Below are 26,098 nucleotides of genomic sequence, written 5' to 3'. Positions count from 1 at the left end.
ATTAACTGCTTTATAAAGACACATTTAAACCGAAAACGATTGTCTTTGGACGAGGATAAGAAGAATAATCAAAGCCAGGTGTTAAGGGCGAATAGTAGACAGCTACCTCCGGATCGTAACCTGTATAATCAGTGATAGTAAAAAGATTTTGGGCTGAAACGTATACCCTCGCAGATTTTACCTTGACATGATCAAGAACACTTTTTGGTAATCTGTAACCTAAGTCAACAGTTTTTAACCGCAGGTATGAAGCATCCTCCACAATTCTGCTTGAATAGGCATTGGGTCCTTCCCCCCCCACCCTGAACATCGTTGTATTTGTATTTTCGGGGGTCCATCTGTTTTCAAAGCTGGAATACTGGTTCAGGTTTGATTTGTTTCCGGCTTCAAATAGTAGCCTGTTCGCATTCAACACATCATTGCCGTAAGACCATTGAAAAAACACATTGAGATCCAGGTTTTTATATCTGAAATTATTAGTGAATCCTCCCTGATGTATGGGGTATCCGCGACCAATAACGGTTCTGTCTAAATCGTTTACTGTACCATCTCCGTTTAGATCTCTGTATTTAATATCTCCCGGCTTAATAAAGGTTTGTGAATTGCCATTGGTTGCGATATTGTCTTTAAGCTGGTATGCGCCGCTGGGTAAAAGATCGAAGTCTGAATACTGGTAAACGCCATCCCATATGTAACCATATATCTGACCTAAAGGCTGTCCGATTTTTGCTATATATCCAGGCAGTTCTCTGAAATTTTGATCCCACTGCACTGTACGGACAATACTTTCCTGATTTTGCGTCAGCTCAAGTATCTTGTTTTTATTAAATGCGATATTGAATGAAGATGTCCAGCTAAAATCAGCTTTCCTGATATTCTCTGTAGTGAAGCTTAATTCCAATCCTTCATTTGAGGTCTTACCTATATTCTTATAGGCAGAAGTATAACCAGTTGAGTATGGCAATAATGCATCAAGCAGAAGGTCTGATGTGATCTTTTTATAATAATCTGCGGTAAACGTTACTCGTTGCTTGAAGAAACCTAAATCTAAGCCGATGTTAGTTTGTGAAGTAGACTCCCATTTCAAATCCGGATTAGCGATTGAACTCAGGAACACACCTTGAATCAAATTATTATTAAAAGAATAATAACCGTTATAAATGTTGCTGGTATTGTCGAAGTTCATTTGTGCATATGTTGCATATTCGCTTACCCTGTTATTCCCTGTAACACCGTAACCCATCCTTAACTTTGCATCAGACACAAACCGATATTCCTTCATAAATTCTTCATTATTGATTCTCCAGGCAAGTGATGCAGAAGGAAAGTATCCCCAATGGTTGCCTTTTCTGAATTTGGAGGACCCATCTGCCCTGAACGAGGCAGTAAGGTAATACTTGTAACTATAGTTATAATTCACACGTCCCAGGTATGACATTAAAGACCATTCACTATTAACAGAGGTTACTGGCTGTGATTCGCCCTGACTCAAACCGGCTAATCCCAGTATTTCATTAGGAAGCTGTGTAGCTCTCAGCCCATATCGTTTATAGCTGTTTTCCTGAAACTCCAATCCTCCAACTGCGGTTATTGTATGCTTTTTTACTTTTTTGGCGTAAGTCAATAAATTCTCATTCCGCCAGGTGTTATTATCGGTATACAGAATACCGCCATTCACTCTGTCAGTACTTCCCGAATATCCGTAACGAGTTTTGGAATTATTGAAAGTCTCGCTTCTGTATGTAGCATTATTGACACCTCCTGAAATTTTGAGCTTGAGACTTTTAGTAAATGCGTACTCTGCAAAGCCATTAGCTACCAGTCTGTTTTCAAAATTATGCCTCAATTCATTATTTGCTGAGAGTATAGGATTAATACGGTAGTCATTTCTGGCTTCATTGGCAGTTAAATCGGGGTCATTTAAAAATTGTTCTAAATCTGCACCACTTGACGACACCGGCCTGTACCCCCAAACGCTATACATGAGGTAATTCATGGCAGAATGATTCTGATCCGGCGTTGCAGGATTGGCGCCATGAGTTTTAGCCCCTGTATATATGACAGTTGAGCCAAGTTTAAACTTATCGTTAACTGTTTGATCTAATGTAAATTTACCCTGCTTTCTATTAAATCCGGAGTTTATAACCGCTCCCTGTTGGTCAAAAATATTGCCTGAAAGGGAGTACTTTGTACTCTTGGTTCCGCCAGATACAGACAGGGAATGATTTTGCATACTGGCTGTTCGGAACAACCTGTCCTGCCAGTCTGTACCTCCAGCTGTGCGGTAGAAATCCAGTGTAGTATCGCCTCTGAGATAACTGGTTTTTACACCAGTAGGATCTCTTTCTGCCTGTAGTTTCACGAACTCATAGGGCCCCATCAGGTCAATCTTATTGATTACTTGCTGAAAACCGCCATAGGCATTATAAGTAATAGTTGGAGCCCCTTCTTTACCTCTTTTTGTTGTAATGATGATTACACCGTTAGCACCTCTCGCACCATAAATAGCTGTTGCAGAAGCGTCTTTTAACACTTCCATAGACTCTATTTCCGCAGGATTCAGGATACTTGCATTCGCATCCTCCATCGGGAAGCCATCAATTACATACAGCGGGGAGTTATCCTGCGTAAGTGAGTTAGCTCCTCTAATTACGATGTTTACCCCAGCTCCTGGTTTACCACTTTCCGACGACACCTGTACACCTGCAACCCGTCCCGCTAATGCATCAATTGCCGAACCAACCGGTGCCTTCTGCAGATCTTCCATCTTTACGGATGCTACAGACCCAGTCAGGTCTTTACGCTGTACTTCCCCGTATCCAATAACAACAACCTCACTTAAGGTTTTGCTATCCTCCCGAAGCTTTAAATTGATCGTCGTTTTTCCGCCAACTAGTATTTCTTCCGAAAGAAACCCTATATAACGGAATATTAATACCGGTGCTCCGTCAACAGGCACCTTAATACTGTACTTACCGTTTACATCGGTCACAGCCCCCAACGTTTTGCCTTTCACTGATACACTTACACCGACCAGCGGATCGCCATATTTGGCATCTGTAACAACACCACTAACTTGCTTAGTCTGCTGAGCGAAGAGAGTTGAATAATGTGCGATAAATAAAAAGAAAATAAAAATCTTCCTCATAATCTATAATTAAATTATAACTGTTTTAAATGCATCATTCAGATGCTCTCATACTTCATTCTTCTGAAGAACCTATCCCAAATCTCCATATAAAGACTCCGAAACGGGGATAAAAATTATGTGATTTGGGGGTAAATATTCGTTTTATCTAAAAATTTCAGCCCTTTACAAAGGAAACAAACACGCAATCCAATTTTATAACGAATTACCAACAAAAAACCACTCTCGTTAATAAAAACACACCAAAAGAAGCAATAAAATAGAAAAAAGACAACCAAACCATGAAACATCAATCGGATTAATACTAACAAAACGCAAAAAGCCGTCTCAAATATTATTTTCTAGACGGCTTTTTACTTTAAATAAAGAATTCAGGTTTCATTTCACAAACTTAAGTACCTGCTTGGCCTCTTCTGTAATGAGTTGGGCTACCAGAACACCCGGACTAATTCCAGCGGCGTCAAATGATAAGGCATTATGTTCAGATACTAAACTGACCTTTCTTTCTATTAACTTTCTACCCTGCATATCTGAAATAATGAGTGTTGCGATACCCGGTTTATGGGCATAAGCAGATACGGTGATTTTTTGTGCATTAGCATACACAGAGAAACGGCTTTTTTCAAGATCATAATTAATAGCCACGGTATTCATAAAAATCTCATCGCTCCCATCTTTATCCACCTGTTTTAGCCTATAATAATTTATCCCGGAAACAGGATAAGCATCTTTAAAGTTATAACTTCTTGTTTCATCGCTATCTCCCTTACCTTTAACAATTCCTATTGAGGTATACTCCTTGCCGTTTACCGATCGCAAGATTTCAAAAAAATCATTATTTTGTTCTGATCCTGTTTTCCACCTTAATTCTACTCCATTATTTGTTTTTAAACCTGTGAATGACGTTAAAGATATAGGGAGAGAAGATCCATCATAAATTAAAGAGAGCTCTGATAAAACTGCGGAACCATTGGACGCTGCACTACTGGAGTGAATAACTGTTGCATTTAAGGCTGTGCCATTTGAAAAAGCGATCGAGGGATTCGCCGTCAAAGTATTATCAGCACCACTTACTTCTAAAGAACGGGGATAATTGGCACCTAATTTAACCCCATCTACCCAGATATTGTAGGTATTATTGGGCAACGTATACGAACTTGCACCCCGAAGGTAGGTTTTCTCTTCACCTGTATTATTACAGTATACCTCAACCTGGTAAGTACTTCCTTTTTGAAAAGTAGTATTGTTAATATTGGTCCAGGTTGTTGTCGTTGAGGCGTCGCTTCCAACACGGTATGCTAGAGTAATTCCGGCTGCAGCTGCAAATGTCCAGCGCAAAGTGGCAAAAAGCTCGTTGCTTGACCTGTATATGGAATTTGCGCTTTTAAAAAGATTATTTTCATCGTGTCCAATTGCCCATATGTAAGTACCCGAGGATAAGTCTGTATTAAACTTTATTTTAAAGTCGGCTTTTACCAGATCTGTGGCATTAGATATCCCATAAGCGCCAAACTTTGTTATACTGCTTATAGGTTGGTTCATTGTAAGGCTATTATTTTCGTTCAGCATAAAACTTCCTTCTGTTCCTGTACCTCCTCCTATTAGCACTCTTACTTCACCATTTGATGGTTTGGGTAAAAACCCTGCAGTGGTCGCATTTGAATAAGAGAAATTGGTTCCACTTGCTGTTGCCTGATAAGTGCCCGGGGTTGTACCGAAATCGTATACCCAGCTAGTGTTGTTTACCCATTGCGCTTGTGAGTAACCAATATTCAGCACCAAACCTAGGCCTAATAGTAATTTTCTTTTCATATTTTTATTTGGGTATTATTAAAAGTTTTGTTTTTATATAACTGAGTATAAATAACGTAGGCTGCCAAGCCTCAGTCTTTTGTGTTATTTTGCGTGATAGGCCAGTTCTATATTCCCACTGATCTTGAGTGCAGATGTATTTGGTTTTGCATTTATAGATTGGATCAGGAAGGCATTCAATACCGCATTCGCAGGTATAGTAGCATCTGTTCCCTCTGCAACATTTGTTTCTGTTGGACGAATTAAATCAGCTGAGCCGTTAAAGCTGTATAAAACTGTCTTTGAAGAAACCGTATTGGTAACCCATAAATGGTAACTGTTCGCAGCTACTATCTGCTCCTTTCCACTTTTGGAGTAATGTTTTGCTTCCGGAGAGTTGTTCATGTACATCTCTATTTTATAAGGGGTATCATAGGCCAAAACACCACCGCTTAGAGTAGCATATTTTCCTGTAGAGTTGCCAACTGTCCTGCTACCTAAAGTCACCCCACTATTACTGTACAAAAATCTGACAGCATTAAATAAAGCTCCGCCCGAGTTTGCTCCGGTATATACGGCATTCGCGCTGTTATACAGATTACCTGGTTTACCCTTGGTACCCATAGAAAAATAGTATGTAGCTTGTTGCTTATCTGGATTGCTGAAAGTTACATTGAAGGTAATACTGGCAATTTCAGATGCGCCCGCGATATTATAAGCAGAGAATTTGGTCGAGCCAACAGTGGAACCAGAGAAAGTCAGAGTGTTCGAAGTTGGCTCTATCGTAAAACCCCCGTCTGTATTTCCTGGTATAAATAGTCTCACTGTGCCCGAAGAAGGCTGGGACAATACAGACGCAGCATTTTTCGATAAATATTCTGCGTTGTCAGCTGTAGCGGTCAATGTGGCTGATTTACTATCGCCAAATCCGTAGCTCCAAGTTGTAGATTGGTTTTTCCATTGTGCCTCAGCAATTCCTGTACTCAACAGGAAACTTAGACCTAGTACTGCGGTTCTTTTCATATTGTTCATTTTTATGTATATGGTTATTGTTTTATAAATTTCAGCCTGCCATCTCCGACTTTAAGGATATAAGCGCCCGCCGGAAAATCCCCGACACTATACTTCATTAGATTTTCACCATTTCTTAAATGGCGATTTTCTTTCAATAAAATCCTTCCGGAAATGTCTGTTATTAGCACTACCGATTTTCTGTCCAGATTAGAAAAACAGGTTACATTTAGTTCATCATTGACAGGATTCGGATAAATGATAAGTTGCTTTCCCTGTAGGGGTAAAGAGGCCGGATTAGAGTTTTTGTCCTTAATTAGTATTAAGGTTTGAGCAAATCCGTCTTTAAGATGAAAATTGGCCTCCAGCAGATCTTCATCCTTAAAAATTCCGGCACCGGAGGCATTTTCGCTAACTCTCCAGCTTCCGGATAAGGAAACCTTCACCTGATTTACAGATGATATCCAGGTGCTTTCTGTGTTGCTTACCGCATTTAAATCGGGACTGGCTATTTTAATAATAAGTGTATCCCTCTCCTCTTTTAAAGACAATAAAGCCCTGCCTGATATTCCTTTTAAATAACCAATGTTAATATCTGACTGAGGTAAAAAGGCGGCAAAGGAAGTTAAATTTCCAGGAATGTATTTTACTGCATGGATAGAATCCGTTTGCATCAAAACTTCAAACACTTCGTTCTGATGAATTTTTGATGCTAAAGCGCTCATTTTTTGAGGTGTTGTAGCAGGGACAACCACAAACTGGTAAGTTGCTGCGTTTGGTTGCGTACCATGAGAAAGCCAGGATTTACTAACAATGGCGCTTGCTGTTGTCGCAGTATTATCTGACATATGTACAGGTGTATTTTGGCTACCCCTGAATATGTTTAGATCGCCATTTCCCTGGCTTATATAATAACCTGTGGTTTGCGCGTTTACCAGCCAAAGGCCGTTTAATGCCGTAGAGAGACTTTGATTATATCCGCCATTGGTTGCCGTTAGGGAGTTAATGTAGATGGGGTTATTGGTACCGGAATTTACAGACTGAAACAGGGTTGTAATTACCGGATCCAAGGCATTGGAAGAGCTTATGTTACTGCCTAGGCACAGCATTAAAGAATCAAAAGTGAAAACCGTTTTACGAAAAGCAAGATTACTTCCTATATATCTTGCACCTGCATTCTCAGAAAAATTCATGCCGAAGACCCCGGTATTTCCATTGGCCAGGGCACCAGCAAAGGCATCAGCCTGGTATTCTGACGCAGTCCCAGAAAGCAATGGCTTAAGGTTATCATATGACTGCATGACGGTTGTTGTGCCGGGCATCATATTCCAATCCCAACCAGCACCGCCATTGACATAACCACTCGCTGCCAGACTGCCATTATAAAGCACTTCTAAGGCGCCGTAACTCTGGTAACGACCATAGCGGTTAGCTCCAGCATAGATCTCAGCACCAAACATCCTGTCAGTGAATCCGCGAGCAACAGCGATCCAATTGTCTTTCCGCATAATACCAGTCTGCGCATAATTCAGCTGGTGATAACCATCGTAGTTGAGAGCAGGTACTGCATACCTGTTTGTATGGAAGATATAATTATAAAAGCCTGCCATTTCCGGCTCTGCATTTTGCTGAGTAATATCACTTCCAACTTGAATAAAGCGATCCAATGCCGTCGCACTTACCGGCACAGATGCAGGAAAAGGAGAACGCCCGGATGCTGAATGAGGATAGATGGCCCCTTTAGATGTTTCAAGAAAAAGCGCCTTTAAAGCCTTGCTCATATTTCGGTAGGCTGTTAAACTTACTTTGAACGGCGTACCTTTTAACTCATAAGCTCTGTTGATCCAGGTATCGTAAGCATACAGATAACTGATGTGTTGGGAATTATGGTGGAAACCTGCGCCATCGGGTTTTATGCCATCTCTCGCGCCCTGACTGTCGTATGTAAACTGTTCCAGATACCTGCGAAAGCTTTTGAGGTCGCGGCTTATTTCGCTATCAGAATTGCCCAGCAATGCCAGTTCAACCAAAAAGTTTGATTTCACATGCAGATAATCCATTTCCAAACCGGGCACAGGGTCCACATTATAAATTGTATTAAACTCATGTGACCATTTCAGCATTTTCACGATAGCCGATTTGGTACCCGCATCAGCGATATGAGGTAGAGCATCTAAAAAACCCACAGAATATACCCTTGCCGCTGAATAATTATTATAGGGTATTATGCTTCTTGACCCTTCCGCCAATCCCTGTTCTAAAAGATAAGCTGCAAACAACTGCAGTTTATTGAGGGCATCAGCGTCATTGTTGAGGGCATAAGCCCGGGTCAGAGCACCGCAATATTCAGACAGCTTGATCAGCGTATCTATGTTATAAATCGCAGAAATTCCCCTGCCCCTTACAGAGCCATCTGAATTGTAGGATATTGCGCAATTGTTGACAAAACTTTTTGCTGATGCAAGGGCCGATGCGGATACCGGGCTCAGTGTTCTCCTAAAAGAAATTTTAAGTCCCTTTATAGCTTCTGATTCATAATTTGTTACAGAGCTGAAAGGTATATCCGGCTGGTTTTTCCAGGCAGAATAAGCGTTAGTATAATTTGATGTTAACCTGAAATGCCCGATATCAAGTGCCATGTGTGGCCCGGGATTACGTACATCAGCATTCATCACAAAGGTCATTTCATCAAGGAAAATTACGTTGGTCAGCGATGATGAGGGTTTGTAGACCACTTCCATTTTGTTTAGGAAAAAACCCGGCAACTCACTTCCTGAATCATAATCATAGCGGTAACTTCGATGGAATTCGCGCCAGCCCTGGTAATTAAGCAGCATTCTTCCCTCCCGCTTAAGGATATTGTTAGCATCATAAAATTTAAAGATCAATGTATCTGTGCTTACACTGCTGCTATAGACAAAGAATTGGGCTGAGTTTGCTGTATAGTTATAGGTATCAGCGGCTGGAATATTTAGTGCACCGGCAGTTAGAACAGCACCGGCCTGCGGTACCCATTTCAATGCATTCGCGCCTCCTTTTACATGTTCGTTGCTGAGAGAAATCTGTCCGCCATTGCTCGTAGACCAGTTGGATGGAATGCCTGTATTAAAATTGACGAAACGTTGCTGGCCAAGGCCAAAATACGTTTGTATAATAAAAAGAGATACGAGTAAAAGTTGCCTCATAAAGCACCGTTATAATTTCCCAGATAACGAATCTGGGAAATTAGGAAGCCAAACAGGGGTATAAAATCGTTTGATTAGGGGTAGAGATTCCTTGTTGAATGAAAGACAAGGATTAATCAGGGAATACAATGACGAATTACACAGACGGCACAGGTATCTCTGTGGCTTCCCCATGTCCTCTGTGGTTATTTGTGGTTACAGTTTAGAACCCAACCTTTTTTGTATCTCCTTTATACGCACCTCCCGGGAGCTCAACACTTACACTTTTCAACTTCCCGGTTTTAACATCCTTCATGCTAACCACCACACTGCTTTCTTTTTGCAAAGGATCAGCAACAAATAAATCAAATTTGCCTCCTTTAGCTTCTTTAAGCATCAACACGCAAGGTTTATTAACAGTTATAACCGCATTATTAATTTCTACGGAAGACGGCACATAGAACACCGCCTGAAATATTTTAGACTCGCTATGATAAACAGCCTGATTCTGCGCGGTATTGCTGATGATACTTAAGTTTTTGGGATTATAGCTCTTTATATTTTTAATCGCCGGCAACACAATATAACTATAGCTAGCTGAAGCTGGTTTACTTCCATGGTCTATCCATAATTTGAATACATTTCCTGAAACCCTATTAGCCGAATGGGAATTATTGATCTTAAACCAGTTCCCGGATTGCTCCATCGTACTTATTTTCAGATTGGTCTCCTGTGGAAAATAATACCCTACGTTATCATGCAACACCCAACTGTTCGCCCCGGACTTAAGCTCTTCAAAACTCTCTTTTTTGAAACTTTTACCCAGCGATGTACTTACATTTCCATTGAGCCAGGCCTGATTAACAGATGTAGTGACGGCCTCAGAGGCTGAAGAATTAATATCAGCTCCTAAACAAACAACCTCTTCATCAAAAAAGAACCAGGACTTTTTTGCTTTCACACCATCATAATCCAGCTGATAGGCCGTAGCTCCGTAAACGCCATCTGAAACCCCGCCGGCAAATTCATTACGGCCGGTTTCCCCCCAGTTCACTTCCATCTTAAGGTCTTCGTTATGATCCTTACTGGTTGTTCCAGGGATCTTATCCCATTCCCACACAGGCATAATATTATAATACTCAGGCCCCCTGACTTGTATATTTGTTGCCCCGTCTGAAAGGTAACGGCCATAATTGTTTTCCTTATTGCCCATCTCACTCCTTTTTGTACGGGCACTCGCAATCCTTACATTAAAAGAGTATTCCGGGCGTATATGCAGGGTATAATCCCCTTTCCAGAAATGTTTATGAAAAGCTTGAACTTTATAAGGCTCGGTTACGGAGCTGTCTACTCGTAACCTTTCGTTTTCTAACTGGGCAGTATGTTCCGGATCAATCAATACCATGTTGTTTAATTGATACTTTTCTGATGGTTTACGTAAAATGCCCGGCCGGCTCACTCCCCTCCCTTCAACGTTAAAGTCGATATATCTTGATCTCAGAGTTTTCAGATAAGTATCCCTGTAGAAAGTGGAAAACAGGGCTAACTTTTCTTTACTTAATGCATAGGGCGTACCAGCCACATATTTCGCTATTTTTATTACGCCCGATATGAAAACACTTCCGTATCCACTGATATACAGCTGGGGGCCGTGCTGAAGGTACGAGAAGTCATGCTGCAAACCTTCTTCGCCATCTACCAGGCTTACAGGTTTAAAAAGTTCATTTAAAGAAAATTCAAGGAGCTCCTTATCTTCAGTTAAAAGAGCCCTGTAAAAAAAGTGCGTAGCAATATCTGTTTTATTAGCACCTGTTTTTGCTTCAACATCACCTCTCTTCATACGTTCAAAAAGCTTATTCTCCAGTTCTTCGGGAAGTTGTTTCGTTGCGAATCGCATAAGAATAATGGTTATTCCCAGCCTTTGCGGCATATTGATTTCATTATGCCACCAATTACCGCTTTTAGGGTCTTTCTCAAACCAAACGCTAAGAGCCTTTATAATGGAACCGTACAAATCCTCTCTGCCATAGTACATACTTCCTTTGCTGGTATAAGCCTGAACCAGGTCTTGCGTTCTGCCGATATGCTCAGCAGGCTGCCAGTTTGTAATTGACTGATCTCCGTAATTTATATCAGGCCAGGTTCCATCCTTTTGTAAGCTTCCCAGGGCTTTTTCAGCTGGTCTCTCTACGTTTTTTGCATTTTTACTGACGTCTTCAAACACCCTTTTGATAATAGTGCCAAATGGGTATGTAGCTTGAGCGTCTGCTAAAACAGGTAAGGCTAACATTAAAGATAATAAGCAGAATATTTTCCTTGATCTCGTCATTGTTTTCATTTAATAATCATCTGTATTACACACGGGTATTAGGGATATTTAAGCTCCATCTCCCTGCCCGATACCTCCATGCGGTGTTTCATGATCTGATTGTAGTCACCATAAGCACTCTCCCAATGAGGCTTATCTATTGTTTTTTCCCATTTTTCCAGCTGCTCTGACAGTCGTTTTACCTTTGCAGGATATCTGGAAGCCAGATTCGTAGTTTCCGAAATATCTTTTTTAAGATTGAAAAGTAATACCGGATTTTGCGGCCCGCTGCGAATGAGCTTCCATTCACCGTTGCGCACGGCTGCAGCAACTCCCCTTCGCCAAAAAAGGATCTTATGAGGTGTCTTGTCATTCCGTCCAGAGATAAAAGGAAGTAAATCTTTGCCATCAAGTGGTTTAATACCAGCGTGCCTGCCTCCCGCTGCCGCAATTGCAGTCGGAACAATGTCAAGGGCCGAAACGGTCTGGTTATATTTCTTGCCTGCCGGGATATGGCCAGGCCATTGCATTAAACAGGCAACTCTTATCCCTCCTTCCCATTTAGAGCCTTTTAATCCTCTTAAATGACCATTATCTGAAAAATTCCCCGTGGCAGCACCATTATCGTTGATGAAGACAATCAGCGTGTTATCAAACAGATCATTTTTCTGTAAAACATTCACAATGCTGCCAACTCCCTCATCCAGTGATGCCATCATTGCTGCGTAGGCCCTGCGGCCTTTGTCGGGAATATATGAAAATTTGTTCATGAGTTCTGGTTTTGCATTCATCGGAACGTGAACTGCATTATAAGCCAGGTACATAAAAAATGGCTTGTCCTGATTTTCAGTGATGAATAGGGAAGCTCTTTCGGTGAACATATCAGTGAGATAGCCTATTTCTGATTCCGGAACGATCTGATGGTTATCAAACATCGCAAACTTCCTGGCCCGTTCTTTCCTATAGGCAAAGAAATCACGGTGTCCTTCCAGGAAACCATAAAACTCATCGAAGCCCCTGTTTAAAGGAAAATGCTTTTCTTCTTCACCCTGATGCCATTTACCGATAGCTATGGTTCTATACCCGTTTGATTTCATATGGTCGCCGATAGTTTTTTCATTCGGATCGAGACCAATGTCGCTTAACTGGTAGCCGTCTGCAGGCTTATTAGAGATGTTATGTTCGAATCCGAATCGCTGCTGATAACGCCCGGTTAAGATTCCGGCACGGGATGGTGCACAAACCGATGCACTTACATAAGCGTCAGAAAACAGTATGCCATTTCCAGCAATGAGATCAATATTGGGTGTGGGAATTTCTTTCCCCCCATAAACGCCGAAATCTGCATATCCGGCATCATCGCTGACAATGACAATTATATTGGGCTCTTTTGATCTGATCTTCTCCTGGGATACCAGTTTACCGGGACTCCAGAACAGGCAGACGATGACTACAAACTGTTTGATTCCTATATTCATAGAATTTGAGACTGGACAGGACAAGCCTGAAACAATTGGTGCTGCTTCAAATTTTCCAGAAAAAGACCGCATCAAAGGTGAGATATTCGTCAAAATGGGGGCATGGATTCATTCCAGGCCAGGTTTGTCATTTCCCAAATGGTTATTAAAGCGCGCCAGCTTGCCGGCTGTTTTAATTCCCTTGTCGTTCCTTTTGATCCAAAAACTCAGATGGCGTTTTCCCATACTGTTTTTTAAATTCTTTGCTAAAATATTTCCGGTCATTGAATCCAACGGAATACGCTACTTCGGAAACGTTCAGGCCCTCTTCCAACAGCTGTACAGCTCTTTTTAATCTTAAAGACTTGAGCATGTCTGTTATGGTCATTCCGGTTAGTGCTTTGATTTTTTTATAAAGCACAGCCTGACTCATACCGATTTCAGCCACCAGGCTACTTACATTAAAATCCGGGTCCTCCATCTTTTCTTCAACAATCAACATTAGTTTGTTAAGAAACTTCTCATCCGGTGATTCAATATCAATCTTCCTGGGCATGAGCATTACCTGCCTGCTATATTTCTCTTTTAGAGCCTCCCTTGAAACCAACAGATTTCTCAGGCTAAGTTCCAGGACCTGGATGCTGAAAGGCTTGGTAATATAGACATCAGCGCCTGATTCGAGGCCACTTACCTGGTGCATATGAGAAGCCATCGCTGTTAAGAGGATCACCGGAATGTGACTGGTAATGTCGTCTTGCTTAAGCGCAGAGCAAAGTTGAAAACCATCTATCCCAGGCATAGTTACATCCGTAATAATGATATCAGGAAGTTCTTCGCGGGCAACATTTAAGCCGTCGATGCCATTAGAACAGCCCTTAACCACGTACGATGGTTCCAGAGACCTGACTATGAATTGTCTTAGCTCGTCATTATCCTCCACTACCAGGACACTATGTTGTCTTTCGGCAGGTGGCAAACTTTCTTTAAAGGGAACCTGAACCGGATCAGTGAAATTAAATGATCTTTCCTCCGCTTTTTCGCCGGCTTGTAATTCCTCGTCCGAAAAATGCTGATGGCCTTTAAGTAAAGTAATAGTAAATTCAGTAAAGCCTTCGATTCCTTCTTTTGCAGACCGGCTCTTTAAAGCAATTTCACCTTTATGCAGATCAATAATATTTTTAACGAGTGCCAGTCCTATTCCCCAGCCTACCGGTTGATTATTCTTCGCTTCAACCTGGTAAAAATTATCAAACACCCTGGCCTGTTCTTCTTCCGGAATTCCAATCCCGCTATCCCTAACTATAAACTGCAGGTGCTGCTCTGTGGATACCAGTTTAAAAGAAATAGCGCCGTTCTCAGGAGTATATTTGAATGCATTTGAAAGAAGATTAAAGAGCACCTTTTCCATCTGGCTGGTATCAATATATCCTTCGATCAGCTCGTCATCACAATCAAAAGACAAACTGATATTTTTAACCGCTGTCTGACTTTGAAAAGCTCTGCAAATATTTGCGCAAAAATCTACCAGGTTTACTTTGCTGATATGGAGCTTCAGATTACCTGTCTCAATTTTTCGGAAGTCCAGTAACTCGCTGATCAGTCTCAAAAGCCTGTCGGAATTATTTTTGATACTCTGTAACTGGTAGTTCAGCACAGGATTATTCTTCGTGGCATCAATTATTTTTTCGAGCGGAGCAAAGATCAATGTTAACGGAGTTCTGATCTCATGCGAAATCCTTGTGAAAAAATCCAGTTTTAACTGGTATAATTCCTTTTGCCGCTCGTTATTCAAATGCTCGTAATAGAGATCAGTTTCTAAACGTTCCTGGCGTCTTAAAAACCTGTTGATATAGTACCAGGCAGTAACAAATATTGCGAAATAGATCAGGTAGGCCCACCACGTTCTCCAGAGAGGCGGATGGATTTTAATAGTAATAGCTGTTGGCTCGGGATTCCATACACCATCGTTATTACTTCCTTTAACCAGGAATCTATACGTTCCTGAAGGCAGATTGGTATAAGTGGCAGCAGGCCTTCGAACGTAATTCCAGTCCTTCTCAAACCCCTCAAGCTTATACGCGTAACGGTTTCTCTCAGGATGGATGAGGTTCAGCGATACAAAATCAATAGTGAAAATATTTTGCGACGCTTTGAACTCAATCTTGTCTGTAAATGGCAAATCCCTTTTCAACAGACTGTCTGGACCGTTAATTTTCACCGGAGTATTGAAGAGACTTAAACCTGAGATATAAACTTTGGGGATCGATTTATTACTTTGAAGGTTTTTAGGAAAGAAAGTGACTAACCCATTGTAGCTTCCAAAGTAAAGTGTTCCCTTTTGATCTTTATAGGTAGCATTATAGTTAAACTCATTGGTAGGCAGACCATCGCTGGCATAATAATTTTTAAAGGAACGTTCTTTGGTATTCAACTTGGAGAGCCCTCTGTCTGTACTTATCCATAGATTACCTTCATTATCTTCTTCGATACCTACAACGTTATCGCTTACCAGGCCATCGGCACTGGTATAATTACTGAATCGCTTTTTCTTTATATCGAAGCGGCTTATTCCTCCTCTATGTGCACCTATCCAGATATTCCCTTTATGATCTTCCTTTATACAGTTTATATAATTTGCATTTAAACCATTTGTCCCCTTTTTAAATTGTACAAAGCGATCACTACCAGGGCTCATGAAATTTAAACCTGCCGCAGTGCCTACCCATAATCCCCCCTTGCTATCAGTATACAAAACCCGGATATAATTACTGCCGATACGATTTTGTGAGGACTCAGCCTTTTCCCGGTAATGTATAAAGCCTCCGCTTTCCGGATTGTAGAGGTCCAGACCCATAGTAGAAGTTCCAACCCATAACCTCCCCTTCTTATCTTCGGTAATGGCACTCACATATCCAAAACCGAGCGCTTTAGGGTTCTTCCGATCTGGCCTGAAATGCCTGAAACTCTGGTCAACAGGATTAAACAGTTCAAGCCCGCCTTCGAACAAACCTATCCAGATCTGGTTTTTGGAATCCTTGAATATTGCCTTTATGGTGTTCGACCTTATACTTCCCGAATTTGAGGGGTCATTAGTATAACTTTTAAATTGCCCCGTTTGCTTATTATAGAAATTTAGTCCGTGCCCTTCTGTTCCTATCCATAAGTTATCATTTTCGTCGGCAGCAATTACGCTTATGATATTGCTGCTGATACTATTTCTGTACCGGTTGTAAGTAAAAACATTAAATGGGACAGTGTTTTTGTGAGCAACGTTTACACCTCCGAACATTGTTCCCACCCAGATAGATCCATGTTTATCTTCGATCACATCTTTAATGGAATTGTCACTCAAGCTCTTTGGATTCTCGAAATCGTGTTTGAATACCTGATATTGTGAAGTTTCCGGATTAAAAATATTCAATCCGGACATGGTTGCGATAAGCAGCCTGCCATCTTTGGCAGGTGTAATCTTTCTGATGAAATTTCCGCTCAGGCCATTAGGGCTTGAATAGCTGGATTTGAATCGTTTAAATGAGCTTGTCTCTGGCAAGAAGAGATTGAATCCATGCTTTTCTGTCCCTATCCAGATCCTGCCCTTACGGTCTTCGGCAATGGTTTTGATATAATCAGAGCTTATAGTATTCTCTTTATCAGGCGAGTAACGGAAGGTTTTGAAGCGATAACTTCCGTCCCCCGCGGGAACCATCAGAGTTAAGCCATTAGATGTCCCTACCCAAACATTTCCTTTAGAATCTTCAAATACAGCATAAACCTGATTATCTGCCAGCCCGTCTTTAACATAGAAATTTTTAAAGGTTCTTGACCTGGAGTGGGGCAGCATGCTCAGTCCTCCATTGGTTCCTAACCAAACTCTACCGCTCTTAGGAATATGTAATGCCAGAACTGCATAAAAACTCAAGCCGTTCTTGTCTGATGGATTATATAGGATCCTCTCAAAGGAATCAAATTCAGACGAATAACAGTTTACACCGCTTTGAGTTCCAATCCAAAGTTTGCCTTCTGAATCTTCTGTAATCGCATAAATATAATCATCAGTGCTGATTGTTCGCTGGTCTGCTGGATCGCTGGTATAGATTTTAAAGTTGCGGCCATCATACCTGTTTAAGCGATCACGTGTGCCAAACCACATATATCCCCGGCTATCCTGATGAATTGCTAAAACAGTACTTTGAGAGAGCCCGTTATTTACCGACAAATGCTCAAAGGGTTGAGCAAAAGCGGAACAAACAGAAAAGCACATCAAACAAAAAACACTAAATATTCTATCCATTAACCAATGCTGCCAGATAATTACGTACAATTAAGTAGGATTAAGTATGCTTATTCAATATAAGGACTAGGATACAGCTGAATTGGATCGCTGCTTTCCAAAAGTAGTTAAAAATCACCTCAATTTAACATTGAAGTCAAGTTTACATATTTTAATTTAGCATTTCTTTCTCAAACAATAGGGCAGCTATTTCTTTATATTCTTTATACAAAGAGATAAATAGACTTACTTCCTTGCCCATGAATAATGACAACTTTAAGGAGACAATAAACATTCCTTCCTCCTTTTTCATTACATCCACGTTGAACCTTGAGTTCAAAGGAGAAGCTGCTGAGTCAAACCCAGCTGCAGCTTTCGGATTTTCAGTGCCTGTTATTACGGATGAATGCCCGGGTAAGCTTCAATATTTTCCTTTGAGCAAAAATTCTCACTATTCATTGAAAAAGGAAGTCAATCAGGATCTGTTCATGCAAGCAATGAGCAATAAGAATTTTTGTGTGATCATTTGCAATTCGATTGATATCGAACATGAAGAATCGAAAAAAAAGCGATCTTTCAAGTCGCGCGACAAGGGGCCTTTAGCCTTCATTGCAGGTGTATGGGATGTTACTGAAGACCCTTTAATGGCGGCTACGTTGTTTAGTTGTACTTTACTTAGTATGGAATCGGAACCGGATGGTGGAAGAATTCCATTGCTTTTGACCGCGAATCAAATAAACTCATGGATTTCGGGGAGTCTCGACTTGAAGCAAAGGCTTCAGTTTATACAATCATTAAAATCCTAAAATAATCATCCCGCCCCATTGATCTTTGTTTCTCTTTCCTAACTTTAGGTATGGAAACAGCCAAATTTAAAACGATCGATGAATATATAGCCGGTTTTCCCGAAGATATACAGAAGGTTTTGCAACAAGTTCGAATCACGATTAAACAAGCTGCCCCTGAAGCCTCAGAATCGATCAGCTACGCAATGCCTGCGTTTTCCTGGAATAAACGTCCACTTGTTTACTTTGCGGCTTTTAAGAAACATATAGGTTTTTACGCACTTCCGGAAGGAAACGATGCGTTCAAAGACGAACTATCACGATACAAGACGGGGAAGGGCTCCATTCAATTCCCTTTAACTGAACCTATGCCTTTAGGACTGATCACCAAAATCGTAAAATTCCGTCTGGAGGAAAACTTCGGAAAATGAGTTTCCAAAGCTTTAGAGGTAGGCCTCTATTATAAAAATGATAGATGAGTATAACTCATACTATTTTAATAAAGATTCAACCCAATCTATCTTTGTGTCATCAATTAAAATAAAATGAATACAAAGAAGGTATTTATTATAAACGGAGGGCAGGTTTTCGGGCATTCCGGAGGACGCTTCAATAAAACTGTAACTCAAGCTACCCAAGCTTTCTTTGAAGCGCAAGCAGGCTATGAAATACGGATTACAGATATAAACGAAAAATACTATCCAGCAAGAGAAGTTGAAAATTACGTATGGGCAGATGTGGTGATCTACCACACTCCGATCTGGTGGTTTCAGGTTCCTCACGGTCTGAAGAAGTATATTGATGTTGTTTTCACGGAAGGACATCAGAAAGGCATATACCGGAGTGATGGCCGTTCATCAGCCAACCCGGCGATTAACTACGGTACCGGAGGCAGTCTGCATGGCAGGCATTATATGCTCACAACGTCCTGGAACGCCCCTGAAACTGCATTTACGATACCTGGCGAGTTCTTTAATGAACACAGCGTAGATGAGGGCCCCTTGTTTGGTTTCCACCGCATGAACGCGTTTACAGGTATGAAGCCTCTGGAAAGCATTCATTTTCATGATGTAGAAAAGAATGCTGATATCGTAAAGGACCTGAAAAGATATGAAGATCACTTAAACAGAGTTTTTGCAGAGCAACAAGCAGAACAAAATCCTCTTACTATTTAATTAGGCCAGGGGCTTCAACATATTAAAATTTACAATAACAAGCCCTTTGATAACATTTTCCTGCTCTTTGATTACCGCGAAGCCATTCCTTTCAAAGAAAGGTTTTGCGGTAATACTTACATTGGCAGTGAGAACGTCATAGTTCAGCTGGATTGCTCTTTGTTCAGCCTCATGCAGCAGCTTATTAGCGATACCCTTTCTTTGAAAATCCTTATGTACATAAAAAAGGTCAAGGTAGCCGCCAGTATCTAAGCTGCAGTACCCTACAATCGTGTCATGGTACTCGGCAGTAATAACGTCTTGCTTATCGAAAATACTCAACCAGCGACTGGTATTTTCCACGGAAGATGTCCAGACAGCTATTTGCTCCTGGTTATAATCGTTTTTACAGACACTCTTAATCGTATCCACATATAGCTTTTGCATCTCATACATGTCCGCTAATGTCCCCTGCCTGATCCTTAAATCTGTGATGTTCATCATTCTTAATAGTGGAATACAGCTCCTGCCGTATAATATGGTTCGCTATCTCCTATTTTAATTTTTAGCCTTACCTTGTCGATCCGTTTCCCTGTAACATCATAAACGTATTCGTAAGTTACCGGCCCTACCTCAGCGTTACCGCTTTCGCTGATTTTAAGGGGAAGTTTATTTGTGTTCATCAATACTACATCGTCGAACAATTCTGTTGCCTGATGCTGGTATAAGGGATGCAGCAAACTAAATGGATTTACAATCAGCTCTTTCGAAAAACCCTCGATCTTCCGGACAATTGTACCTGTTTGGGATCCGGATTCGTCGAAAGCATCTGTTCTGGTTTCAGTCAATTCATCGTTTGCTCCATAAGTGTAAGTACATATTGAACGAACAGATAATACGCCCTCAAAAGCGATCATTATTTTTCGTTCTTTGATTTGTCCCTGGCTGTTGTAGGTATACAAGTACCTGGTGGTTTCCAGGTTATCAGAAAACTGGCTCTTTTGTGTGATCCTGTTCTGCTGATACGAATACTTCGTTGGGCTTTGCGATTCAAATACCGATTCCTTCAACCTGCCATTATCGTATTTAAAAACCGACGTGTATTTCCAGGGCAGATTACTGCTTCCAGAGGTTACCTTGTCCAGAGTCAGATCACTGTTATAAGTAAACTCAAGTTTATGAGTGACTCCGACATCGAACGTTACTGATTTCACAAGCTCGGCACTGCTTGAAGGATTTTTTTCTGGAGAATCTTCGGGCTGTGTAACTTCATTCTCTGTGCAATTTTGCAAAGACATGCAGAAAGGCAGAATAAGGATTGCTAGTAAAGCTCTTTTCATACAAAGTTGGTTAACGACTTTTACTATTACGATAAAAGTTACTCTTGCGCTACAGGAGGGTTGAGAGTTAAGGGTTAAAGTTCAGAGCTTAGCAACCGTGCTTTTAACTTTTAACTCTGATCTTTCAACTTTAAACTTCGTTCCGCTTTACGTTTCTCCCGTTTCATTTTCCGGAGCTCCTTTTTGGTTGGTTGTACCTGCCGCTTTTCAACATCGCCGGCAGTAGCCAGCATTATTTCTTTCATCCCCGCAAACACAGACGTCCACATCAGGTTGAAAAAAGAGCCGGAGTCCTTTCGTTCCGAAACTGTCTTTCCTACCCGAAGTTCACCATCATCATCCGGATTGCTACTTTTGATCACCAAAGTATTTGCAAGCGATGAGATGAGGCCTCGCTTTTCGAGTGTCTTATCCTCTTCCTTCAGTATATTAACCTTCAGATCATTATAATAAAGTTTAAGCCAGCCAGATGAGCGTCGCCAGTCTGCCTTCACATTAAATGTGACTTTCTTTATCTTGCCTGATTCAATTTGAACGAGCGACAAACCCTTGCTGACTGCATTAAGCTCAGGCATATTCATCGGCCCAAGAGAGCCCTTAAAATTAAAATCAGCATTTTTTGCAGTCAGGTCAAAATTCAGGGTCACATCCATCTTTCCTTTGTTCATTAGCCAGGTACTTATCGTTGCCCGAGCCCAATTATTTTTAGAAAGTTGTGATGAATCATTCGTTACATTAAGAATACTCCCATTAAATCGGTTAAAAGATACGGTTCCTTTTCTTTTTGATTTTGGGTTGTACTCCGAATAGCGTATGGTTGAATTCCTGATTATAACCGAATCAACCAATGTATTCAACTTTAAACGCCTCAAAACTACGTGGGGATAGTTCCGGCCCTTATCAAAAGAAACCGGGGGCAATTCCCTGTTCATAAAAATATCAATATCCGCTTTATCGATTAAAACAGCATGGGCTGTCAGCCTGTCATCGGTAAGCAAAGTGTTAAAGATCAGCTCGCGGCACAGCACTTCTCTAACACTGATATCATACCGGTCATGCTGCTGCTTAAATTTCCTCGAAAAAGCCATCTCCGGATAATTTGGCTTTACTTTTAGTTGTACAAGCTTCAGGAACCTCCCCGAACTTGAAGCCTCTGCCCCTCCAAAAGAAATAGTATATAATCTATTTTTCGTAACGAATTTCTGCTTACTAAGATTTAAACTGATGTCCTTTGCATAATAGAAACGTGAGCGGTCAAAGTGACTGGCCGAATCTATTTTCAGGTCTGAGATCCTCAGGCTAAGTCCTTTGAACTTCAGAACATCCTTACTTGTGCCGGCATTCCGGTAGCTGACATCAGCGTCCTTTATCACAATACTTTTGATTAGAACAGTTTTCAAAAGACCGGAAAGCAGCTCGTAAACATTTTTAGACCTTGATTTATCTTTCCTAGTATGCGATCTATTGTGCGAGACAATAATATCAGGCTTGTATATGACGACAGAACTCCAGTCGATCTTTTTATGAAAATAGATCTCCCAGAAGCCAACATCCCGGAGAAGCAAGGCATCCATCTTGATTGTCAATAAATACTGGGGAGCAAGATTTTTCTGCATCAAACGTCTGAATAAAGCAGTGTCTGGTCTGAGATACAAGTTTTCAAACCCTATATCCCCTGTTAGCAGATTGACACTGATATCATCAAAACTTAGATCATAGAGTCCTTTACCAGATTCTTTCACCGCAGCTTTAATTTCTGAACTAATAACAGACTTCCAACGAAAGTGTACGTATATAGTCACAGAGAGGCATAAGCCAATTACTACTACAAGTACCGATAGGATGGTCTTATGTGTTGCTGTAAATTGTTTAAAATGTTCTTTTTCGACCATTCCGGTTAAGATTGCAGGGCCTGATATTAGGTCAGGGAAAACCTGCTGTAAATAGGTAGATTAGGAACAGCATTTACGATAAAAAGTTTAACATATACAGATAAGACTAAGATCAGATCATCTCTTTTTCAAAGATTGCAATATAGGAAAATTTGGATAGCTAACCTGGTACACGCGGCACCGCGTGCGCCAGTAAAGAAATAGAAAAGAAATAGTAAGTGGATTTATTACGATAATAACATCCTACAATATTTAGTAAAGAAGCTACATAATCGGGAGGCTGTGTCCATTACTTTTGCTTAAATTTTAAACCAACTACAGCAATTTATGAGAAAGATCTTAAGCGCTGCACTTTTATTTTTAAGCCTCACCACCGTAGTAAACGCCCAGCAGCTTGCGTTTCCAGGCGCAGAGGGCTATGGTAAACACACAACAGGAGGCCGGGGTGGCCGGGTGATTGAAGTAACTAATCTCCTTGGGGATGAATCACCGGGAAGCTTACGCGCCGCACTTAACACGCCAGGCAAGGACCCCATCACGATTGTTTTCCGTGTTTCCGGAACCATAGCTTTAACTAAGGGCCTGGTTAAAGTTGGCCGGTCTAACATGACCATTGCGGGACAAACCGCACCTGGCGACGGAATATGCATCAAAGACGGCTGCCTTAAATTCAGCGGAAGCAATCTGATCATCAGATACATGAGATTCAGACCGGGCGACGAAGCCGGACTTAGTGATCTTTCCAGCCTGGGTAATGAAAATTCTAAAAACGTTATTATCGATCACTGCTCACTAAGCTGGTCGAATGAGGAGAGCCATACTTGCTATGATAATAAATTCATCACGGTACAGTGGTGTATACTGAGTGAAAGTTTGTATAGTTCTTTTGATTCTAAAGGAGCAAGAAGTTATGCAGCCCAATGGGGCGGGCAGTATGCCAGCTATCACCATAATCTTATTGCAAACAATGTAAGCCGCTCCCCACGTGTTAACGGAGCCAGATCTCATGACACAGTGGCTCTATGCGATTACCGGAATAATGTGATCTACAACTGGGGGAAATCTGGTGCGGTTTATGGTGGCGAACTTGAAGTAAATTCACCTGAAGCGAAGTGCCTGGTAAACTGGGTTAATAACTATTATAAACCAGGACCGGCAACTTCGGCAGACCGTTACTTTGCCGCCCCATCCTACGAATCCCGTAAAGGTGCCGCTAAAGGATATGCCAAATGGTTCATTTCAGGCAATATAATGGAAGGCGACAAGTCCCTCAATAAAGATAACTGGAAAGCGATCGATGTAAGTAAAGTAGGCTCTGCAGAGAATATCAAATCTCCCATCGAGTTTAAAGTCGAGAAACCGGTGACCGAGTCAGCAGAGGATGCCTACAAATCTGTACTGGCTAAAGCCGGGGCAATTTTCCCGGTAAGAGATGCAGTTGACACGCGCATTGTAAGCGAAGCATCAGGAAAAACAAAACCAAAAGGTAGCGGAGCTTATGGTGCCAACAAGGGAATCATCGATTCTCAAAAAAGCCTGGGTGGCTGGCCGGAGCTAAAAGCAGGTACTCCTCCCCTTGATTCCGACCATGATGGGATGCCCGACAACTGGGAGAAAAACAACAATCTTAATCCCCGGCAACCAGAAGACAGGAATACTGTAGCAAAAGACGGTTATACGATGTTGGAAAAGTACCTGAATGAGCTGGTGTTATGAGTGGTAAGTAGTAACGGTAAGTTGGAGTTTAAAGTGTAAAGTAAAATCTGTCCTGAGAGTTAGCGCAGCTCTCAGGATTGAGTAATAAAAAAAGAGTCTCTGACTCGCTAAAGCGCTAGGCCTAAATCTAAACAGACTTCTTTACAAACTTTGTCAAAATTACAATGGTGTCCCCATTTATTTTACCTTCAATCTGCTCCGCATTATCTTGAACCAGCTTAATCTTTCTAACCATAGTACCTTTGGGAGCGATATAATTAGTTCCTTTCACATTTAAATTCTGAGTAAGAACCACTGAATCTCCGGACTCCAGCACTACGCCATAGCTGTCTTTATGAATAATTTTTTCTGCCTCCAAAGCATCTTCGGCGTTCGCCCACTCTACAAGTGCTTCATCCAGGTAAACGGCATCCATCGCATCTCTGGCCCATTCTTCAGACGACAATTTATTCAGTATCTTGTATGATAAGACCTGTACAGCCGGCACTTCGCTCCAGATACTGCCTTCCAGGCTGCGCCAGTGCGGAATATCTGAGTAATTATCTGCCTTAATTTGATCAAGACAGCCCGGGCATAAAACAACCTGATTTTCAACCACATCCTCAGTTTTAGGAGGAACGGTATATGCATATAAGTTTTCGTCAGGGGCAGCGCAAAGCTCGCAAATCTGGTTACTTCTCTCCTGTAAGGTCGTATTTATTGCCATATTGGGCAAAAGTACTTTAATTTAGTTTTTTATTTAATTTTCAGTTCGCAAATCTTAGCTCAAGTTTACGCGGGCATCAGCCATATCCGCAAACAAAGCATTTTGATTTTTGTACATCTTTTATGTCTTCTACCGCCCGGAATTATTTCCTGTTGATTCTAATCCTCGGATCTCTTTCAGCAATAGGTCCATTTTCTATTGATATGTACTTGCCCGGCTTTCCGGCAATTGCAGCAGATCTGCACACCGATGTTGCACAGGTAGCGCTTTCTCTATCGAGTTTCTTTGTAGGAATTTCAGCAGGCCAGCTTTTATATGGCCCCCTGCTTGATCGCTTCGGACGAAAAAAACCACTTTATTTCGGCATAGTGGTCTACATTCTTGCTTCAGTGGGTTGCGCTCTGGCAATAACAGCAGACCAGTTGATCCTGCTTCGCTTTATGCAGGCGGCAGGCGGATGCGTGGGCATGGTTGCCTCAAGAGCAATGGTGCGCGACTTGTTTCCCGTTACCGAAAGCGCCAAAGTTTTCTCCACCCTTATGCTGGTTATCGGAGTATCGCCAATCATTGCCCCAACTGTTGGGGGTTATGTAACTGCAGCCTTTGGCTGGCATTGGGTGTTTGTGATCTTAACCATTATGGCTGTCCTACTCCTTGTGGGAGTTCATTTTGTTTTACCCGAGACCAGGAAACCGGATACCAACCTTTCACTTAAGCCCCTTCCTATTTTAAAAAATTTTTATCAGGTACTCCGAAATCCTTTTTTCCTCACATATACCTTTTGCGGATCAATAGCCGCAGCCGGATTATATGCTTACATCGCCGGGTCGCCCTACGTTTTTATGGAAATCTTCCATGTAAGCGAGCAGCAATACGGGTGGATTTTCGCTTTTATAGCTGTGGGTATCATTGGATCAAGTCAGCTGAACACTATCCTGTTAAAACACATGAGCAGCCAGCAAATCATTAAGCGGGCACTTTCAGTTCAGGTAAGTACCGGAATATTGTTGTTTTTGGGCGCAGTTTTTAATTTTACGGGTTTAGCAGGTACTATAGGCTTAATTTTCCTTTTCTTATGCTGCCAGGGATTTACTTTTCCAAACACCTCCGCACTAGCACTTGCTCCCTTCAGCAAAAACGCAGGAAGCGCATCTGCCTTAATGGGAAGCATCCAGATGGCATGCGGCGCAATGACATCCTTCTGCGTAAGTTTGCTAAGCAACCATTCTGCATTACCCATGACAGGTGTTATGGCCTGCTGTTCCATTACCAGTTTCGGTATCTTGATGATCAGCAACGCTTATGGCATCGATAAAAGGGCTTTGCACATACAAGATGAGAACTTTAACTAACAAT

16 protein-coding genes are annotated in these 26,098 nt (G+C 41.5%); 5 read left to right on the top strand and 11 right to left on the bottom strand.

Annotated elements, in window-relative coordinates; genetic code table 11:
• Window positions 1–10: 10 nt before the first annotated feature.
• The 7 genes from J3P37_RS05000 to J3P37_RS04970 all read right to left on the bottom strand — a co-directional run bounded on the left by J3P37_RS05000 (window position 11) and on the right by J3P37_RS04970 (window position 17,170).
• Window positions 11–3,148 carry a SusC/RagA family TonB-linked outer membrane protein gene (locus J3P37_RS05000; protein ID WP_256009925.1) on the bottom strand — a complete coding sequence of 1,046 codons (3,138 nt, stop codon included), beginning with the start codon at window positions 3,146–3,148 and terminating at the stop codon, window positions 11–13.
• A gap of 378 nt (window positions 3,149–3,526) precedes the next feature.
• On the bottom strand, window positions 3,527–4,960 hold the full coding sequence (locus tag J3P37_RS04995) for a hypothetical protein (protein WP_256009924.1): 1,434 nt from the start codon (window positions 4,958–4,960) through the stop codon (window positions 3,527–3,529).
• An 84-nt stretch (window positions 4,961–5,044) separates the two neighbouring features.
• Window positions 5,045–5,962: a hypothetical protein gene (locus J3P37_RS04990; protein ID WP_256009920.1), complete on the bottom strand. Its 918-nt coding sequence runs from the start codon at window positions 5,960–5,962 to the stop codon at window positions 5,045–5,047.
• A 23-nt stretch (window positions 5,963–5,985) separates the two neighbouring features.
• Entirely contained in the window at window positions 5,986–9,135 is a 3,150-nt protein-coding gene (locus J3P37_RS04985) for a polysaccharide lyase family 8 super-sandwich domain-containing protein (protein WP_256009919.1), read from the bottom strand.
• A gap of 202 nt (window positions 9,136–9,337) precedes the next feature.
• Window positions 9,338–11,443: a chondroitinase-AC gene (gene cslA / locus J3P37_RS04980; RefSeq protein WP_256009918.1), complete on the bottom strand. Its 2,106-nt coding sequence runs from the start codon at window positions 11,441–11,443 to the stop codon at window positions 9,338–9,340.
• A 38-nt stretch (window positions 11,444–11,481) separates the two neighbouring features.
• Window positions 11,482–12,900, bottom strand: coding sequence for a sulfatase-like hydrolase/transferase (locus J3P37_RS04975; RefSeq protein ID WP_256009917.1), 1,419 nt, complete (start codon window positions 12,898–12,900; stop codon window positions 11,482–11,484).
• A gap of 172 nt (window positions 12,901–13,072) precedes the next feature.
• Window positions 13,073–17,170, bottom strand: coding sequence for a hybrid sensor histidine kinase/response regulator transcription factor (locus J3P37_RS04970; protein WP_256009916.1), 4,098 nt, complete (start codon window positions 17,168–17,170; stop codon window positions 13,073–13,075).
• Between the two features lie 239 nt (window positions 17,171–17,409).
• Between J3P37_RS04970 and J3P37_RS04965 the strand changes: the two genes are divergently transcribed.
• The 3 genes from J3P37_RS04965 to J3P37_RS04955 all read left to right on the top strand — a co-directional run bounded on the left by J3P37_RS04965 (window position 17,410) and on the right by J3P37_RS04955 (window position 19,109).
• Window positions 17,410–17,955, top strand: a complete 546-nt coding sequence (locus tag J3P37_RS04965) for an SOS response-associated peptidase family protein (protein WP_256009915.1) — start codon at window positions 17,410–17,412, stop codon at window positions 17,953–17,955.
• Between the two features lie 50 nt (window positions 17,956–18,005).
• Entirely contained in the window at window positions 18,006–18,365 is a 360-nt protein-coding gene (locus J3P37_RS04960; RefSeq protein WP_256009914.1) for an iron chaperone, read from the top strand.
• A 114-nt stretch (window positions 18,366–18,479) separates the two neighbouring features.
• On the top strand, window positions 18,480–19,109 hold the full coding sequence (locus J3P37_RS04955; RefSeq protein ID WP_256009913.1) for an NAD(P)H-dependent oxidoreductase: 630 nt from the start codon (window positions 18,480–18,482) through the stop codon (window positions 19,107–19,109).
• Here the strand turns inward: J3P37_RS04955 and J3P37_RS04950 are convergent, their stop codons facing one another.
• The 3 genes from J3P37_RS04950 to J3P37_RS04940 form a co-directional block, all read right to left on the bottom strand.
• The gene (locus J3P37_RS04950) at window positions 19,110–19,592 is read right to left on the bottom strand and encodes a GNAT family N-acetyltransferase (RefSeq protein WP_256009912.1); all 483 of its coding nucleotides are present in this window, start codon (window positions 19,590–19,592) and stop codon (window positions 19,110–19,112) included.
• A gap of 2 nt (window positions 19,593–19,594) precedes the next feature.
• The gene (locus J3P37_RS04945; RefSeq protein WP_256009911.1) at window positions 19,595–20,428 is read right to left on the bottom strand and encodes a hypothetical protein; all 834 of its coding nucleotides are present in this window, start codon (window positions 20,426–20,428) and stop codon (window positions 19,595–19,597) included.
• A 110-nt stretch (window positions 20,429–20,538) separates the two neighbouring features.
• Window positions 20,539–22,320, bottom strand: coding sequence for a hypothetical protein (locus tag J3P37_RS04940; protein ID WP_256009910.1), 1,782 nt, complete (start codon window positions 22,318–22,320; stop codon window positions 20,539–20,541).
• 327 nt (window positions 22,321–22,647) lie between these two features.
• Between J3P37_RS04940 and J3P37_RS04935 the strand changes: the two genes are divergently transcribed.
• Window positions 22,648–24,036 (top strand): pectate lyase family protein, encoded by a 1,389-nt coding sequence (locus J3P37_RS04935; RefSeq protein ID WP_256009909.1) that lies wholly within the window; start codon window positions 22,648–22,650, stop codon window positions 24,034–24,036.
• A 127-nt stretch (window positions 24,037–24,163) separates the two neighbouring features.
• On the opposite strand, the gene J3P37_RS04930 is transcribed toward J3P37_RS04935, so the two are convergent.
• Window positions 24,164–24,742, bottom strand: a complete 579-nt coding sequence (locus J3P37_RS04930) for a PhnA domain-containing protein (protein WP_256009908.1) — start codon at window positions 24,740–24,742, stop codon at window positions 24,164–24,166.
• A 122-nt stretch (window positions 24,743–24,864) separates the two neighbouring features.
• Between J3P37_RS04930 and J3P37_RS04925 the strand changes: the two genes are divergently transcribed.
• Window positions 24,865–26,094 (top strand): multidrug effflux MFS transporter, encoded by a 1,230-nt coding sequence (locus J3P37_RS04925; RefSeq protein WP_256009907.1) that lies wholly within the window; start codon window positions 24,865–24,867, stop codon window positions 26,092–26,094.
• The last annotated feature ends 4 nt before the right edge of the window (window positions 26,095–26,098 follow it).

The sequence above is a fragment of the Desertivirga xinjiangensis genome (genome assembly GCF_024436435.1).
Lineage (GTDB): Bacteria > Bacteroidota > Bacteroidia > Sphingobacteriales > Sphingobacteriaceae > Desertivirga > Desertivirga xinjiangensis.
The sequence above is the reverse complement of the archived record's forward strand: the minus strand, read 5'-3'. Positions and strand labels throughout refer to the sequence as shown.